Raw genomic sequence first — 17,762 nt, forward strand, 5'->3', positions numbered from 1 at the left:
ACTATATTGGCTGTAGAAGGTGAATGCGTAAACAGCGCAGCACCGATGAAAGGGGAGATTATGCCTTGTTGAGCGGATTGTCTCAAGTCTTAAGCTTGTTTATTGGCATTTCACGAATGCCGAGGAGATTTTCGATCTAAAAACAACAAAAGTAAGCAAGATACCGTGAAGATCGTCAGCCCTGTTTGAGTAAATTCATTGATTGATTTGCCAATGAAAAAATAAGATTCTTTCATCCAAATCTCGGAAGCGATATGACGACTATAATCCAAGACCGATAAAAGCCCGCCAAGGGTTGAAATGATGAGGCTGATCCATACAAAAAATTTAATTTTCTTGGGAACAACCTTGTTTTGCTTATGCTTTTGGTAGTAACTCAGACACATCCAAAAGATAAATGGCAGTGCCATAATGGATGAGCCGATCTGCAAAATGAAATGTAATGGATAGCTAGAGCCAAACAATGATATTTTCTGAGCAAGCATGGTTTTAAATGCAAAAGTACGGAAATCTAAATGGGTGAGACCATCCCAAATCAGATGAGTTGCAGTTCCCACGATAATCGCAAAACAACTCATCAAACTAAAAGTGATTGCGGCATCAAATGATTTAATATTTAAAGCATGTTGTATGCCTAAAAAACGATAGATGACTGGACGATAGAGTAAATACCAGAGTATGCAAAAGAAAAGCCCAATTGGAAGATTGGGAAATAAAATACCGCTCCATTGATGGGTCAGTGCAAAATTTTCTGGTGTAAATAAACGATACAAGTCAGGTGTCATACAGCCGATGGCTAAAGCTGCGATGGGCAGATGACCTTTACTAAGTTTTGATAATGGTGGCGCAAGCACTGCATGAGACAGGGTAAAAGGCATATCGTTAGAAAACGAGTTTTTTAAAATAATGGAGCGACAGTGTAGCAAATGTTTTTTTCAGCTATGTTTTTTATTGCAAATTAAATGAAATGTTATAGTATAACAACCAATATTTAAGCTGATCCGAGACACGGTATGTCATTTTCAAAAAGTATTTTGACTTTATCTATATTAGCGGCTGTATCTGTATCATCATTTGCAGCAGAAAATGAAAAAGCACAAACCTTAGATACGATACGCATTAAAGCGCATCCGCTTGAACAAACTTCACAGGACTTTGCGGTTGCAGATACGGTGATTGATCAAAAAACCTTAGCGCAAGGTGCTGTTACGATTGGGGATGCATTAAGCAACCAAGTTGGAGTTTACTCTAACCAGTTCGGTGCGGGTTCAAGCCGTCCTGTGATTCGTGGGCAAGATGGCGCACGTGTTAAAGTGCTGCAAAATTCATCTGAAAATATTGACGTTTCAACCCTTTCACCTGACCATGCGGTGACTGTTGATCCAGCATTGGCAACGCAGGTTGAAGTGATTCGTGGCCCATCAACGCTATTATTCGGTGCTGGAACAGTTGGTGGTTTGGTCAATGTAACCGATAGCAAAATCCCAACACAAATGCCAGAAAAAGGCTATGAAGGCCATGTTGGTCTACGTTACAACACCGGCAGTGATGAAAAACTAGCAAGTGCTGGTGTCACTGTGGGATTGGGGGATCAAGTTGCCTTGCGTGTTGAGGGTTTAAAGCGTGAAGCCAATGATTACATTGCACCCAATTATTTCCATGAAGGCGAAAAGGAACGTCGTGTTGACAACACCTTTGCTGAAGGTCAAAGCGTGAATGTTGGTTTATCTTGGATTTATGATCGTGGTTTTACAGGTATTTCATACAGTAACCGTCAAGACAAATATGGACTACCTGGACATAGCCATGAATATGAAAGTTGTGATGCACATCTAAGTGGTCGACCGCATTTACATTGTGGTGAGCACGATCATGGGCATGATGACCACGACCACGACCACGACCACGACCACGCACATGGTGGTCCGTGGATTGATCTAAAATCTGAACGTTATGATTTCCGTACAGAGTTGGATGATCCATTTGCAGGCTTTAAAAAGATGCGTGCTCAAGCGAGCTATACTAACTATCGTCATGATGAGCTTGAAGAAGATAGCATAACGACCCGATTTAAAAATAAAGGTTATGATGGACGTTTTGAACTGGTACATAATCCGCTTGGTGCTTGGGAAGGGGTGATTGGGACTCAATATGGTCAGCAAAAATTAGAATTGACGGGTGAAGAAGCATTTTTAGCGCCAAACACGACCAAAAAATGGAGTGTATTTGCCTTAGAGCATGCCCAATTTAATGATGTGCATGTCGAGTTAGCTGCGCGAGCAGATCAACAAAAAATTGAGATTGATGATTCAAGCAAAAAAGATTTTGATGGCTCCGCATTTTCGTTCTCGGGTGCGGCCAACTGGGAGTTTGCACCAGACTATAAGTTGTCTTTTGTTGCCTCACATCAACAACGTCTACCATTGGCACAAGAGCTATATGCAAATGGCAAACACTTTGCGACCAATACCTATGAACTGGGTAATGATCAGTTGAAGAAAGAGAAGTCAAATAACGTAGAACTTGGTTTCCATTTTGACAATAACAAATTTGATTACCATGTACATGTCTACCATAACTGGTTTGACGACTATATTTATGCCCAAACTTTAGATCGTTATGAAGATTTCCGTTTGGTTGAATATACGCAAGATAAAGCACGTTTCTACGGTGCTGAAGCAGAAGCCGGTTATCAACTTTCATCCATCTATAAAGTCAGCTTATTTGGTGACTATGTCCGTGGCAAGATCGACAATGACAATGCGCCACGTGTACCTGCAGGACGTCTAGGAACTAAAGTTAATGCAGACTTTGGTGATGGATATAGCGGTTCTGCTGAGTACTATCATGTGTTCCAGCAAGATAAAATCGCAGCATATGAAACGGATACCCAAAGTTATAATATGTTGAATCTTGGTGTGGCATATTCAGGGCAATATAGTAATGTTGGGGACTATAGGGTATTCCTCAATGCCAATAACCTTTTGGATGAAAAGGTATATCAGCATGCTTCATTCTTATCGACCATTCCGCAAGTTGGACGTAACTTTACGGTGGGGGTGAACTTTAGCTTCTAAGCTAAAGGAAAATTGATCATAAAAATTTGATTTTTTAAACGATCACCAAATTAGCATTGAAAAATCAAAGCATAAGCTCTAGCCTTAAACTATTAGGCTAGGGCTTTTTCTGTTTATATGCGTATCTTCCAACGAATCCATCAAAAATTAAACTGGTCAGGTCGGCGTTACATGGCAGTCATATTGAGTATTTTGGTGATTGGGTATCTTGCTTCTGCAATTTACCACACAGTAAAACCACTCCCGAAAGGACTGGATTTTACTGGTCAACTACGTCATGCCAATGTGAAATTTTTAGCCGATCAAACCTATATTGACCGCAACGGTCAGCAACAAGTGGATCAGCAGATTTTCAAGGAAGTGTTTCGGCTGATTGAGGATGCCAGAAGCACGATTGTGTTGGATATGTTTCTCTTCAATCAAGAAGTAGGCGCATCTAAAGTCAAGCAGATTCCATTGATGCAACGATTGACCGATGCATTGATTGTCAAACGTCAGCAAAATCCAAACATTCAAATTGTGGTGATTACTGATCCGATCAACTCTGTGTATGGTGGTCTTGCTCCAAAGCATTATGCCCAACTGCGTGAAGCCAACATTGACGTAATTGAAACAGATTTAAAACCATTACGTGCATCAAATCCGTTGTGGTCTGGTTTTTGGTATATCTGTTGTCAAGATGTGGGTAATAATTCTGAGAAAGGCTGGCTCAACAATCCGTTTGGTGAGCAAAAGATCACGCTGCGTAGCTATTTAGCATTGTTTAATTTTAAAGCCAATCATCGTAAAACCTTAGTGGTGGATACTGAAGCAGGCTGGAAAAGTCTCGTGACTTCTGCAAATCCGCACGATGGAAGTTCGCATCATAGCAATGTGGCATTAGTGGTCGATGGTGCTACGGCAATAGATATGCTGAAAACTGAACAAGCGGTTGCACAAATGTCGCAAGGCGGTAGTCCAATCGTGATCATGGGCGGGTTAACAGAAGACAAAAGCTTGCCACAAGTTCAGGTGCTGACTGAAAAAGCAATTTATGATGCTGTTTTGGAGATGATTAACACCGCAAAGCAGGATGAGCATTTAGATATTGCAATGTTCTATTTGTCGGAACGGAAGATTATTACGGCCTTAAAGCAGGCACAACAGCGTGGTGTTCAGATCCGTATGATCCTTGATCCGAATAAAGATGCATTTGGCCGCCAAAAGAATGGTATGCCAAATCGACAAGTGGCTTCTGAACTGAATGCAGTGGGTATACCGATTCGCTGGTGTGATACACATGGTGAGCAGTGTCACAGTAAAATGCTACTCAAATACAATGCGCAACAGGCTGAGTTGATATTAGGTTCTGCTAATCTCACTGCCCGTAATTTAAAAAATTATAATCTTGAAACCAATATGCGAGTGATTGGTTCAGCACAAGCGCAAGTGTTTAAGGATGCTGGACAGTATTTTGATTCTTCTTGGAGCAATGACCATACTCGTCAGATCAGTGTCGATTATGCAAAGTATGCTGACGAATCGAAATCGAAATATTGGCTGTATCGCTTGATGGAGTGGTCGGGTTTATCGACTTTTTAAAGAAAAAACAAAAGAGGCGTAATGCCTCTTTTTTATTATGGATTTGGTGGCACTAATGCATCTAAATCTTTATCACTTAACGTTTCTAATTCACTGAGATCCGTTTTGATGGCCCATTGCTTTTCATCATCGACAGGATTGGGTAAACGGCCTTCTAACCAGTCACAGACCACATCAGGCGAAAAGTCTGCATGATTACACTGAATCACCCACGCTAAAAAGTCTTTCGCCTCACCATTCATATAGGGTGGCGGTGATACAGGGAAGAATTGTGTCGGTAAACGTTCATTGGTCGATAAATAATTGAGTACATGACCCAGTTCTTGAACCGTTTGCCATGCTAAAGCGTGTTCTACATCAATGTTGAATTTAAACCACCATGCATGTTGACCATCTGTACCATGCGCCACGATACGTGATTCTTGTACGCTTGGAATTTTGCAAAAGAATTGATAGAGACGATCAAAATTCATTTCAGACACAGATATAGCCTCAAAACGGAAAAAAGAATTCTAGCATATTCCTGTTCTGGTTAAACGTTCATCTCGACTGTTGTGGCGTATGGTGCTTAGGCAAGTAAAGTTCAAATATACACAGCAAAAGCATCTCCTTATTTCATCCTCAATCTGTGCTAAAAGTATAGAATGATAACAATCATTGCTGCTTTTTTGCTCTAAAATAAAACAATGATCGCTCATATGGGGAGAGGGCAATGCTGCAATTTAAATATTATCGTTATGCTTTAATTGGCGTATTGAGTTGTTTCCCTGCAATCTTGTATGCGGATAATGCGTGGGGTGGCTATAGTGGGGTTGAACGTCGTTCACATCATCAAACTTCGCCGTCTTATCAAGCGCCTGCACAAGATCCATTTGCATTTTCAAATCAGCGCTATACGCCTACCGCACCACCGAAAGGGTATTACTATCAACCTTACCAAAATAGTCATCCCTATCCGCGCTATCCACAGCCAAGAGTGCGCATAGAGTATTATCCAGATACTCAGACTGAGTACAGCTATAGTCGAGAGTCTTTTGTAGTTGGCAATGCCTTGCCGAGTGAGTTTCGCAACGAACGTTACGTGGTTCGAGATTGGGGCTATTATTCATTAAGAGAACCACCAAAAGGTCGACATTGGGTGGTGGTCGATGGTCGTTACTTTCTGGTCACTGATGACAACTTCACCATTGAGATTATTCGCTGATATGTAGAAATGGTTGAGATTTGCTTTGGCGATAAATCTCCACAATTTCTTGGATATGATTACAAAGCTTTGCAATGTCATTTGTTTTATTCATGGTTTCTCCTAGAGTTTCTTTTAATCTGAATTCAGTTTAAAGAACAGAGGATTAAATAATGAAAAAGGCATTGGTAGTACTCGTTTCAACGATCATGCTCGGTATGTCTGCATGTGTAGTTGCGGAACCATCAAATCGTGTGAAAATTGATAATAAGGGTCGTTACGATCAACGCTATGACCACCGCCAAGATCATCGAAAACCACCGCATTGGTCAAATGCCAACAAGGGGCATCATTCTGGTCAACGCATTACGTTTAAACGTGGAGAGCGTTTACCGTCACAGTTCCGTAGTAGCCGTTATGTCGTATCAAACTATCGTCAGCATCGTTTGTATCAGCCACCTCGCGGTTATCAATGGATGCAAGTGCAAGGTCGCTATGTATTAGTTGATTCTCAATACCGTGTTTATCGTGTTGCCTAAACAAAATAAGATTTCAAGCAGGCTTCAGCCTGCTTTTTTTATGCCAATTCATCATCTTGAGGTTGCGGGGTTTTATTGACCGGTAATTGTTGTTCATGATCTTTACCACGGATCACAGAAGGATAGTTCCATGATGCAAAACGAACCACCAAGATAGCAAATGCCAAGATCAAAATAGAACCTGTAATAATGACTAAATCCATGGATGCTTTATGGTTGTGTTGAATATCGGCAATCAGTAGACGAGTAAGTGCCGTAATCGCAATATAAATCAGAAAGCGTACGGGCATATGATTAGTTTTAAAGTAGATCCCAACCATGGCACCGAGTTCTAGGTAAATGAACAGCAGTAGAATATCGTCAATGGTTGCGTATTGTTTGACGGTCAAAATTTCAATGACTGTATGTACGGCTGACCAAGCGATCATACAGCCGATAATAAACAGGGCTAAATAATGAAAAGCTTCCACAGCATAGTGACCTAAACGATCAAATAGGCGTTGTAAGTTCTCAAGATTATCTTTGGGATTCGACATAGAAGCTAAGCATTCTCAATATAATGATTAGAATATAATGCAAGTTTCGTGCTGATTTTATTAAAGCCATAAAAAATGACCTAAACTAAATGATTTAGATCATTTTTATAGGGGCTAAGAACGTGGTTCAGCCAGCGCAGTTCATCATCTTGCTTGAGCTGAGATTGCTTTGTTAATGGCAAACCATCTGAGATTTGAGTGTTGTTAAGTGATTTGCTCAAGTGAAATATGACCTAAAAAGTGACCAGAGCTTTGGGCTGGTTGCTGCTGTTCAATGGCATGGGCAAACTTCACCGCAGCTTGCTCTTGTAACTGTTGATCAAGACGCTGGCAATTGGGAAACTGATTGATATCAATCACATTGTGATATTTTAACCAGCGGGCTATCCCGGCATAGTAAGCATCAACAAATGATATTTGAGTACCCATCAGCCAGATTTTATCGGTGAGCATGCGTTCTAAAGCAGTAAATGCCTTTTCAACTTGCGCCGTTCCGTAGTCATGCAATGTTTGTGTGGCATCGGAAGATGATGCATGTTCAAGGCTGTACCATAGAGGGCTAAAAGCATTGAATAGGGTGGTATTTAGAAAAGCCAGTTTTTGATTAAACTGATTAAATTGCGTTGCTCCCTGTTGATAATGAAAAGCGCTATTTGAACTTGTTGCCATAATATGATTCAAGATCGCCATACTTTCTGTAATAACCTGACCATTGCTATCCAATAGGGTCGGCGTTTCACCTAATGGATTGATGCGGTGGTAGGCTTCAGTATCACTCTGAGCAGGCATCTCGATTCTGCATAATTGATAAGGCTGACCGGACCATTCCAATGCAACAATGGAACCAAATGAACAACCAGAAGGGACACCATAAAATAGGGTTAAAGTTGACATCATCATTACTCTACTGTGGAAGATAACCTGATGTTAAGACGGCAGCAAAGTTTCGAGTAGTCAGGTAATATGCAACTTATAGTCTACATATATGGACATTAAGCCATGCTCCTCAGACAACATTTAAATGACGTTTTTCTGTTTGTGGTTGCAGTAGAGCATCAAGGATTTTCTGCCGCGGCCAAGCAGCTTAATTTACCGAAATCTACCATCAGTAAGCGGGTTGCAGCCTTAGAACAGAAGTTGGGCCTCACCCTGATTCACCGAAGTTCACGGAGTTTTGTGCTCAGTGAAGCAGGAAAACTGTTTTATCAACATGCTAAAAATGCAGTGGATGAATTTCGTTATGCAGAAGAGAATTTATTGATGCAGCAGCAGGAACCGAGTGGTGTCGTTCGGTTGAGTGCCTCAGTGCCTGTTGCACAATATATTTTGTCTGATTGCTTGCCTGAACTGGCTGAGCGTTATCCAAAACTATTGCTACAACTCGAAGTGACGGATCGCTATGTCGATGTGATGAGCGAAAATTTTGATATTGTCATTCGTAGTCATTTTCAGCCATTGGTAGATTCTGGATTGATTCAGCGTGTGCTGACACATGACAAGATTATTGCGGTTGCTGCACAGACATATGTGATGAAAGCTGAGCCAATTGGTTGCCCAAATGATTTAGTTCATCACCAAGGTTTATGGTCTGATTTACAGATGAATCCGTGGCATTTCCAGCATCTGAATGGTGAAAAGCAGACGGTTCGCCCAAATGTCCGTTTTATGGCAAATGAATCAGAGGTTTTAAAAGGTGCGGTGAAGCGGGGAATTGGTATTACACTTTTACCAGAAAGCTTTTGCATCAATGAATTGTCGGATCGAAGTCTGGTCAATGTTTTGCCTGAATGGACAGCAGGTAGTGTGACCACCAGTTTATTGATGCTGACAAGACGTGGTTTATTGCCCAGTGTCAATATAACGGCTGATTTTCTGGTCGAGAAATTAAAAAGATAACAGCTTGATATTTGAATATGTTGAAAGAAAAAAGCGCCTGAAAATTCAAGCGCTTTTTTTACTTAGAAAATTAAGCTTGATTCGTGAAGTAATCTTCGCTGAAGTTCATGATCAAGTCAGAACCCGCTTTAACTTTTGCTAAACGTGCATCCAATTCAGGCAAGATACGTTCTACAAAGTATTGCGCTAAAGCCAATTTGTTTTGGTAAAAATCACCAGATTTGTCTTTTGCCGCAGCAGCGATTTTTGCAAACATATAAGCAAAGCTGAGTAAACCTACTGCATGTAAGTAATCCACCGCAGCAGCGTTCGGGAAGTCTACATTTTCAGCCGCTTGTTCGATGATGAACTGAGTGATCGCTTCAATTTCTGTTGCCGCATCTAAAGTGGCATCTTTGATGAAGTTCAAGTCGGTGTCTAATGCATTGGCAAAGTCACGGATTTCAGTGATGTATTCCGCGATAAATGCACCGCCACATTTAATGGTTTTACGACCGATCAAATCTTGAGATTGAACGCCGTTGGTACCTTCGTAAATTTGAGCAATACGAAGATCACGGATACATTGTTCCATACCCCATTCACGGATATAACCGTGACCACCGAAGACCATTTGCGCATCTAAAGTTGCTTGGAATGCAGTATCTGTGAGGTATGCTTTTGCAATTGGCGTTAACAATGCAACACGGTTGTTGGCTTGCTTTACTGCTTCAGGATCAGTCGAGAACTTGGTGATATCCAGTTGTTGACCGACATAGACCGCAAATGCACGAGAAGCTTCGTTGTTGGCACGTACATTGAGTAACATACGACGCACATCACCATGTACTAAAATGCTGTCAGCAGGCTTGTTTGGCGACTGAACACCCGCAGCGCTACGACCTTGTAAACGATCAGTCGCATATTGCGCTGCGTTTTGGTAAGCAAATTCAGAAGCACCAAGACCTTGGATACCCATCGACAAACGTTCATAGTTCATCATCACGAACATCGCTGCAAGACCTTCGTTTTCTTTGCCAACGAGGTAACCTTTCGCGCCGTCAAAGTTCATCACACAAGTCGCAGATGCTTTGATCCCCATTTTATGTTCGATTGAACCAGGACCAACTGGGTTACGTTCACCAAGAGAGCCATCTTCATTCACAAGGTACTTTGGTACGATGAATAATGAAATACCACGTGAACCCGCAGGTGCATTAGGTGTTTTAGCAAGAACAAGGTGAATGATGTTTTCTGCTAAATCGTTATCACCACCTGTGATGAAGATTTTAGTACCAGTAATGTTATAAGTACCATCTTCGTTCGGTTCAGCTTTAGTTTTAATAATGCCTAAGTCTGTACCCGCATGCGGCTCGGTTAAGCACATAGTGCCTGACCATTCGCCTGAATAGATTTTAGGTAAGTAGGTTTCTTTTTGCTCTTGAGATGCATAGCTGTTGAGTGCCATACCGGCACCCACAGAAAGAAGCGGGTAGAGCATGAATGATGGGTTGGTTGCGAATAGCATTTCATCAGAAAGTACAGTCAGCATTTTTGGCATTGCCTGACCGCCCCATTCTTCTTCAGCACCTAAACCGATCCAACCGCCTTCAGCGTATTGACGGAATGCTTCTTTAAAGCCTGCTGGCGTGAAGACTTCACCATTTTCCCAACGCGCGCCTTCTTCATCACCTGTACGGTTAAGTGGGTGAGTGACGTTTTGAGCAAATTTAGCCATTTCTTCTAAAATTGCTTCGGCTGTTGCGGCATCTACATGAGCAAGTTTCTCATTAGATTGCCAAAATTGTTCTGCTTTAAATACATCATTTAAGATGAATTTCATGTCTGCTAAAGGCGCATTGTAAATTGGCATAATCGTTCCTTTTTACGCACAGTTCATGTGCAAAGTGATCAAATAAAACGAACAAATAAATGAATGGTGTAAATTTAGCACTGATTAAACAAAAAAAGGACGGTCAAAACTGACCAGTCCTTTTTTTGTGATGAACGTTGCATCCCATTCTAATCTATGATTAGAACGCGAAGTGTTCCGCATCAAGTTCAAACAATGGCTCAACGCCAGTTGAAAGTACATCTACATGCGAACGAACACGTGGCAAGATTTTCTTGAAGTAGAAACGAGCCGTGGTAACTTTTGCATTGTAGAAGTCGACCTCAGTTGTACCTTCAGCCAATTTCTCTTGTGCAACAAGCGCCATACGTGCCCATAAATAAGCAAGCGTTACATAGCCAGAGAAGTATAAGTAGTCAACAGCAGCCGCACCCACTTCGTCAGGATTTTGCATTGCGCGCATACCAATTTGCATGGTGATATCGCCCCATTCTTTGTTGGCAGCAGCCAATGGCGCAACAAATTCTTGCATCGCAGCATTGTCTTTGTTTGCTTCAACAAATTTATGGATGATCTTGGTGAAGTCTTTCAACATTGCACCTTGAGTTTGCAATACTTTACGACCTAACAAGTCAAGTGCTTGAATCTCAGTAGTACCTTCGTATAAGCAAGCGATACGTGTATCACGTACGATTTGCTCCATACCGTGTTCAGAGATGAAGCCGTGACCACCAAATACTTGTACACCGTGCTTCGCAGATTCAGAACCTGTTTCAGTCAAGAATGCTTTCGCAATCGGTGTTAACAAAGACAAGATGTTGTCAGCAAACTTACGCTCTTCTTCAGTTTCGCCTTTTTCAACGATATCTGCGTATTGAGCAAGTAAGTAAACCAGTGCACGACCACCTTCAGCAAATGACTTTTGTGTTAAAAGCATGTTGCGAACAGCAGGGTGAACAATAATTGGATCAGCATCTTTTTCAGGTGCTTTCGGACCAGAAAGCGAACGCATTGCTAAACGATCTTTCGCATACGCCAACGCGCCTTGGAAAGAAGATTCAGATGCAGATAAACCTTGAACAGCAGTACCGATACGTGCTGTGTTCATGAAGGTGAACATACAGTTCAAACCACGGTTTTCAGGTCCAATTAAGTAACCTTTGGCTTGGTCAAAGTTGATGACACAAGTTGCGTTACCATGGATACCCATTTTGTGTTCAATAGAACCACAACGAACCGCATTACGCTCGCCAACAGAACCGTCAGCGTTCACGTGGAATTTCGGTACGATGAATAAAGAGATCCCTTTAGTACCTTTAGGTGCACCCGGTAAACGAGCAAGTACGATATGGATGATGTTTTCAGCCATGTCGTGTTCACCAGCAGAGATAAAGATTTTCTCGCCAGAGATCGCATAGCTACCATCTGCATTTGGTTCTGCTTTAGAACGGATAATACCAAGGTCTGAACCTGCATGAGATTCGGTTAAGCACATGGTACCTGTCCAAACACCTGAAACGAGGTTTGGCATGTAGATGGCTTTTTGTTCGTCAGAACCGTGGTGCTCAAGGGTACGAACTGCACCATGAGAGAGGCCTGGGTACATGCCCCAAGACCAGTTTGCTGTACCCACCATTTCAGAGATTGAAATCCCCAAAGAGTTTGGTAATGCTTGACCGCCAAATTCTTCATCAGCAGAAAGAGAAGGGAAGCCAAGTTCGATATATTTTTGATACGCTTCTTTAAAGCCTGTAGGCGTAGTCACAACACCGTCATTCCAAGTACAACCTTCACGGTCGCCCACTTGGTTTAAAGGAGAAAGTTCATTCTCACAGAAATCAGCCGCTGCTTCTAAATATTGATCAACCAATTCACGGCTTACGTTGTCTTGGAATGCAGGAAGTTTTGCGTAGTGTGCTTCAGCATTTAATAATTCGTGCAATACGAACTGCATATCGCGTAAGGGTGCTTTGTATTGTGGCATAGCGGGTTCCTCAATACTGGTGAAACCAGAGTTAGAATCTTAGTCAATGATAAATGTGCCCAATGGCACCATTTTGTACCGCTAATCGTGCAACAAGTTATAGTTCGGTACAAGCTCTTGCAGGTCATTTCTTAGTGACTGCTAAGTCAAAGTTTGTTAGGTCACCTGCTCAAGCCATTAGATTGTAGCGTTTTTATTATTTTTTACGTCAACTGCTTGTTGAAAATCGTAAGCAGCTGTGTATGACAGGGTGAGCCTTCATTTATTGATGATAATCAATGGTTCAAATAGAAAAGGCGCTTTAAGCGCCTTTTGAAGAAATTTGGTTTAGGTGGTCGGGTTCGTTTGACGCTTAAATTGTGATTTGTCTGGCGTGAAACGTACTTCACATTTGCCTTGAATGGTGCGTTGTTGCCATTGGACGTTAACGGTTTGTCCTACTTTTTTACCTTCACAGGCTTTTTCAATGAGTGCGCGTTGTTGTTGGCGATCTTGGCGAATTTTTTCCTGTTGTTGCTGGCGTTGCTCACGTTTTGCTTGCCATTCAGCACGTTGTTCAGGAGTAAGTTGTTGGCGTTGTTTATGATTACGGTGTTCGCCATCTTTTTTCATTTGATGTTTGCCATGATGCTGCTTTTCGTCAGCATGTTTGTTTTGTGGTGTTGATTGGCACGCGGTTAACGCAAAAACCGAACCGAGGAGTGTGGTCATAAATGCAACTTTTGTCTTGTTCATTGTTTTATCCAGCAAATAGGTTGTGATTTGATGGTTAAAGATTAGATAATAAAAATGAAGAAACAATGGAGAGTTTTTTTGAACCATGTTGGTTACAATCCATAAATAGAACACTATTGAGACTAAGCTTTTGAATGTTCGTCGTGTCCCGATTGCCTTACGTTTATTTCTGACTGTGCTGCTGACCACTTTGCTGATCGCGACGATTAGCTTGGGTGTGTTGCATTGGACCATGCAAAAGAACTTTGCACGTTATGTTGCTGATGTGGAAATGCAGAAGCTAGATCGACTCATTGCCAATTTAGGCAATGTATACACGATGTATCATGATTGGGGCAATGCAATTCAGGCGCAAATTTTACAGATTGAAGGAACTGCGGCACCTGACGACTATGACCGTCTATCGCAATGGTGGTTACGCCGACAATATGACATTGCACTACAACAGCGCTATTTTAATGAGCATACTTTATTAAACCTTGCCCCAACATTGACTCAAAATAATACTGAAATAAGAAATCGTCAGATTTTTAATGAAGAAGAACTCAGTGTTTTAAAGCAAAACCTACCTTCAGAATATCAACCATTTGAAGGTTTGCGTTTCCCGCTCAGTCAGAGTCAGTTTCGTTTAAAGAAAGAAGCTTCGAACAATGCACAGGAACGTAAACCGAATAGTTCGAATGAGCAGGGAAAAAAGCGTTTTGTTTCGATTCCTGATCGCTTGGGGCTGAGTTCTCGATTGTCTTTATATAATGAAAAACAGCAATTTATTGTGGGGGAACCAACCACAGATCAAATTTCGTATCGTCCGATTATGGTTGAACAAAAGGTGGTTGGTTATCTTGGCTTAAAGCCTGTACTCGACCAAGATGATGCATCGAGTATCAATTTCTTTAGTAATCAAAAGCGTTATTTGTTTTTAGTATACGTCTTAACAGTCTTATCGAGTATGGTTGCTGCGTTGTTGATGGCGACCTATTTTAAAAAGCCAATTCAACGCTTGCTCAAGGCAACCTTAGAATTGACTAGAGGGAATTATCAGCATCAGGTGTTGATTAAAAGAAATGATGAGTTGGGTGATTTGTCCAATCAACTGAATCATTTAGCAGATATTCTACATCAGCATGAACAGTCTCGTCGTCAATGGGTGGCAGATACGTCTCATGAACTGAAAACGCCTCTAGCCGTGCTACAAGCGCAAATTGAGGCAATGCAAGATGGCATCCGTAAAGCCACACCTGAGCATTTGGCTGCGATGATGCGACAAGTGGAAAGTTTAAAGAAGTTGACCCAAGATTTGGCCGATTTGGCACAAGCAGAGGCACAACAATTGAAGTGTTATTTTGCTGAGGTCAACCCATGGGAGATCGTGCTTCAAGAACTCGATAATTTTAAATCAACCTTTGAGCAGCATCAGCTTGACGTTTCATTTGTTGGTGAGGGTGCTGTTTTATCTTTGGATCGTGATCGTTTTAAACAGATTATCGTCAACTTATTTGGAAATTGTGTTCGCTACACTGAACAAGGTGGAAAAATACAGATTCACACTCAACAAAATGAGCAACAATGGATACTGTATGTGGATGATAGTCCATTCGGTGTCAATGATGAGCAGTTGGCACGTTTAGGAGAACGCTTCTATCGCGTCGATGACTCGCGTACCCGCAGTACAGGTGGAACGGGGTTAGGCTTGGCACTTTCATGTAAGTTGGTACAAGCATTGGGTGGTTCACTGACTTTTGAGCATTCACCATTAGGCGGATTGCGTTGTGTGCTGACTTTTCCAAAACAAATGAAATAACATTAAGATCCTCTATTGGTTGAGGATCATGAATAGGATGAAGACCATGAAACATATTATGTTGGTTGAAGATGAAGTTGAACTGGCACAGTTGGTTCGTGATTATTTAGAAGCGGCTGGTTTTGAAGTCAGTATGTTTCATGATGGTCAAGATGCTTATACCCAGTTTCAGCAACGCAAGCCAAGTTTGATGATTCTGGATTTGATGGTGCCACGTATGGATGGCTTGACCATTTGCCGTAAGGTACGTGAGCAATCTGACTTGCCGATTATTATGGTGACTGCGCGTACCGAAGAAATTGATCGTGTCTTGGGCTTAAATATGGGTGCGGATGACTATATCTGTAAACCTTTTAGTCCTAAGGAATTGGTTGCGCGTGTTCAAGCCGTTTTACGCCGTTTAGAACGCAAGGCTGAACCTGAACAAAATGATTTATTCCGTATTGATAAAGCACAGCAACGGATTTGGTATCAACAAAAAGCCTTAACCTTGACCCCGACAGAATTCCGTTTATTGGAGCTGTTTTTAGAACACTTGGGTCAGGTGTATTCACGTGCCCAGTTATTGGATCACATCAACCCTGATAGTTTTGATGTGGCAGATCGTGTGATTGATAGTCATATTAAGAATCTGCGTCGCAAGATTTCAGATGCTGCTGAAACGGGGAATCGTCATGAATGGATTCAAGCCGTGTATGGCGTAGGCTATCGTTTTGAATATCCTGATGAATAACAGGATATGGAATGTTAGGGTGTGATGAACACCCTATAGGTCAATTTATAAGAATATATTGTGTTACAAGTTGATATGAATGTTAATTAGCTTTTAAAAATTGTTTGTATTAAAAATAAAATTAGAAGAAGTGTTTGATAAACAGAGGGATAGGATGTTATCAGAAGATGAAAACAATATTATTGGCAGAATTTATGATGCAGCATTAAATCCACAATTATGGCCAGATGTACTAAAAAATATTGTCGAGATGACAGCAAGTAAAACAGCGATTTTTACAGCATTAGATCAGCTTAATCCAGATTATGATTTTGTATTCACGCATCAAATTCCAATAGAAGGTTTAAATGCTTATCAAGATGAACACATCAAAGTGATTGATATGAAGTTGCATACGCAACTGTGGCAACAGGTAGGTGTGGGCGGAATTGTAAAGCAAAACCTTGCAAGCTATGCACAGATGCCACAATATTCAGATCAATATATTTTTTATGAAAAATGTTTAAAACCGACCAATATTATCCATATCGGTGCTGTTTTATTAGAGGAGGGTAAACATCGATGGTCAGTTTTAGCTGTTCATCGTTCACCACAATGCCGTGCCTTTCGCGATGATGAATTAGAAACCTTGACCCGTTTGGCCACGCATTTACGTCGAGCATTACAGATTCATCGGCAACTTAGTTCAGTAAAACAGGAAAATCGAGAGCTTTATCAGATTTTAGATTGCCTAAAAACAGGTGTGATTATTCTAGGTGAAGATAAACAGATTTGTTATAGCAACCCCAAGGCCACACAAATTTTAGAACATTCATCATTATTATTTCCAGATCAATATAATCGCTTAAAAACACTTTTACATTTTCAGAATCAACTGAATGAAGCAATTGATAGTGCTTTATATCCACAAGTTACGGCCAATACTTTTCAATATGGTGGTGTGATTGGTTTGTATGAACAGCCACAAGATACACCTTTGATGTTGACTGTTGTGCCATTATCTAACGTGAAGTTGGCTGCAATATCTGATATTTCACACCAGCGTGTTGCTGTTTTTTTGACAGAAACGTCCAAACAAAAGCTTTTGGCGAAGCCGTTTATGCATGACTGCTATGGATTGTCTAAACGTGAATTGCAAATATGTGAATTATTTTTGAATGGATATAATTTGGAACAAATAGCAGAGTATTGTGAAATCTCTCTGCAAACAGTACGGACATATTTAAAAAAATTTTTTCCAAAACACATTGTTCATCGCAAACAGAGTTTTTAAGATTTTTGATGGGATTGACTCTGGATTTTGAGCATATTCCTTAGCAATTTAGCTTACGCCATACCTAGCTCAGATCGGCAAGATTTTTAGTACGAAGGGGCGTTGTGATGAGGCAATAAGTAATTCAGTTCACCTCTCTATCAAGAAATGAACTGAATTAAAGCACTGTTAGACACCGCATTTTTCTAAAACGACACCTTGAGTCTTCTCATATTTACCATTGTGTTTATCAATGCTATCTGCCCGAACTTTAACACCTGATTCTATCTTTTTCTTAAGGTAGTCATCACCACACATTAATCTTTTCATTTGATCTATTACCGAGAGCATTTGTGTTTGTGGGTATGAATCAAAATCTCGATGCATGGTGAAAACTTCTATATTTGATTTTTTCCCGACATAAGTTAACTCCCATCCTTTAGGGATTGACATGACTTCATTAAAGTATTTTTCAATAATTTTTCCTTCAAATTCTTGAGCATAAGCCACTGAAGGTAGATTAAAAAATATAAAACAGAGTGGAAGAAGAAATTTTTTCATTAGTTTTCCTTTGCTAACGGGGAGGATAAATACGATTTTTTTAGAACTCTTTT

General features: G+C 40.9%; 16 protein-coding genes. 8 read left to right on the forward strand and 8 right to left on the reverse strand.

Going from position 1 to position 17,762, the window contains the following annotated elements; translation table 11 throughout:
- Positions 1–110 precede the first annotated feature (110 nt).
- Positions 111–878 (reverse strand): DUF4184 family protein, encoded by a 768-nt coding sequence (locus MMP72_RS08215; RefSeq protein WP_241316238.1) that lies wholly within the window; start codon positions 876–878, stop codon positions 111–113.
- A 135-nt stretch (positions 879–1,013) separates the two neighbouring features.
- On the opposite strand from MMP72_RS08215, the gene znuD reads away from it, so the two are divergent.
- Together znuD and MMP72_RS08225 are read left to right on the forward strand one after the other, a co-directional pair.
- Entirely contained in the window at positions 1,014–3,077 is a 2,064-nt protein-coding gene (gene znuD / locus MMP72_RS08220; protein WP_241316240.1) for a zinc piracy TonB-dependent receptor ZnuD, read from the forward strand.
- Positions 3,078–3,194: 117 nt separating this feature from the next.
- Positions 3,195–4,658 carry a phospholipase D family protein gene (locus tag MMP72_RS08225; RefSeq protein ID WP_241316242.1) on the forward strand — a complete coding sequence of 488 codons (1,464 nt, stop codon included), beginning with the start codon at positions 3,195–3,197 and terminating at the stop codon, positions 4,656–4,658.
- A gap of 35 nt (positions 4,659–4,693) precedes the next feature.
- Here the strand turns inward: MMP72_RS08225 and MMP72_RS08230 are convergent, their stop codons facing one another.
- Complete coding sequence (locus MMP72_RS08230) at positions 4,694–5,140, reverse strand: hypothetical protein (RefSeq protein ID WP_241316244.1); 447 nt, start codon at positions 5,138–5,140, stop codon at positions 4,694–4,696.
- Between the two features lie 230 nt (positions 5,141–5,370).
- Between MMP72_RS08230 and MMP72_RS08235 the strand changes: the two genes are divergently transcribed.
- Positions 5,371–5,862 (forward strand): RcnB family protein, encoded by a 492-nt coding sequence (locus MMP72_RS08235; RefSeq protein ID WP_241316246.1) that lies wholly within the window; start codon positions 5,371–5,373, stop codon positions 5,860–5,862.
- Between the two features lie 152 nt (positions 5,863–6,014).
- Positions 6,015–6,380 (forward strand): RcnB family protein, encoded by a 366-nt coding sequence (locus MMP72_RS08240; RefSeq protein WP_241316248.1) that lies wholly within the window; start codon positions 6,015–6,017, stop codon positions 6,378–6,380.
- 38 nt (positions 6,381–6,418) lie between these two features.
- On the opposite strand, the gene MMP72_RS08245 is transcribed toward MMP72_RS08240, so the two are convergent.
- Both MMP72_RS08245 and MMP72_RS08250 read right to left on the reverse strand, forming a co-directional pair.
- Positions 6,419–6,916 (reverse strand): phosphate-starvation-inducible PsiE family protein, encoded by a 498-nt coding sequence (locus tag MMP72_RS08245; RefSeq protein WP_241316251.1) that lies wholly within the window; start codon positions 6,914–6,916, stop codon positions 6,419–6,421.
- Positions 6,917–7,120: 204 nt separating this feature from the next.
- On the reverse strand, positions 7,121–7,810 hold the full coding sequence (locus tag MMP72_RS08250; protein ID WP_241316253.1) for a glutathione S-transferase N-terminal domain-containing protein: 690 nt from the start codon (positions 7,808–7,810) through the stop codon (positions 7,121–7,123).
- 105 nt (positions 7,811–7,915) lie between these two features.
- Between MMP72_RS08250 and MMP72_RS08255 the strand changes: the two genes are divergently transcribed.
- A complete protein-coding gene (locus MMP72_RS08255) occupies positions 7,916–8,812 on the forward strand; it encodes a LysR substrate-binding domain-containing protein (RefSeq protein WP_241316255.1) in 897 nt (298 codons plus the stop codon).
- Positions 8,813–8,882: 70 nt separating this feature from the next.
- On the opposite strand, the gene MMP72_RS08260 is transcribed toward MMP72_RS08255, so the two are convergent.
- From MMP72_RS08260 to MMP72_RS08270, 3 genes are all read right to left on the reverse strand, one after another.
- Positions 8,883–10,664, reverse strand: coding sequence for an acyl-CoA dehydrogenase C-terminal domain-containing protein (locus MMP72_RS08260; RefSeq protein WP_241316257.1), 1,782 nt, complete (start codon positions 10,662–10,664; stop codon positions 8,883–8,885).
- A 160-nt stretch (positions 10,665–10,824) separates the two neighbouring features.
- Positions 10,825–12,627 (reverse strand): acyl-CoA dehydrogenase C-terminal domain-containing protein, encoded by a 1,803-nt coding sequence (locus MMP72_RS08265; protein WP_241316259.1) that lies wholly within the window; start codon positions 12,625–12,627, stop codon positions 10,825–10,827.
- A gap of 327 nt (positions 12,628–12,954) precedes the next feature.
- Positions 12,955–13,362: a heavy-metal resistance gene (locus tag MMP72_RS08270; protein WP_241316261.1), complete on the reverse strand. Its 408-nt coding sequence runs from the start codon at positions 13,360–13,362 to the stop codon at positions 12,955–12,957.
- 130 nt (positions 13,363–13,492) lie between these two features.
- Between MMP72_RS08270 and baeS the strand changes: the two genes are divergently transcribed.
- From baeS to MMP72_RS08285, 3 genes are all read left to right on the forward strand, one after another.
- Entirely contained in the window at positions 13,493–15,163 is a 1,671-nt protein-coding gene (gene baeS, locus MMP72_RS08275; protein WP_241316262.1) for a sensor histidine kinase efflux regulator BaeS, read from the forward strand.
- A 46-nt stretch (positions 15,164–15,209) separates the two neighbouring features.
- Complete coding sequence (locus MMP72_RS08280; RefSeq protein ID WP_241316264.1) at positions 15,210–15,896, forward strand: response regulator; 687 nt, start codon at positions 15,210–15,212, stop codon at positions 15,894–15,896.
- A 154-nt stretch (positions 15,897–16,050) separates the two neighbouring features.
- Positions 16,051–17,169: a LuxR C-terminal-related transcriptional regulator gene (locus MMP72_RS08285; RefSeq protein ID WP_241316266.1), complete on the forward strand. Its 1,119-nt coding sequence runs from the start codon at positions 16,051–16,053 to the stop codon at positions 17,167–17,169.
- Positions 17,170–17,337: 168 nt separating this feature from the next.
- Here MMP72_RS08285 and MMP72_RS08290 read toward each other — a convergent pair whose 3' ends face one another.
- Positions 17,338–17,709, reverse strand: a complete 372-nt coding sequence (locus tag MMP72_RS08290) for a hypothetical protein (RefSeq protein ID WP_241316268.1) — start codon at positions 17,707–17,709, stop codon at positions 17,338–17,340.
- Positions 17,710–17,762 lie beyond the last annotated feature (53 nt).

Source organism: Acinetobacter sp. NIPH 2699 (assembly GCF_022549355.1).
Taxonomy (GTDB): domain Bacteria; phylum Pseudomonadota; class Gammaproteobacteria; order Pseudomonadales; family Moraxellaceae; genus Acinetobacter.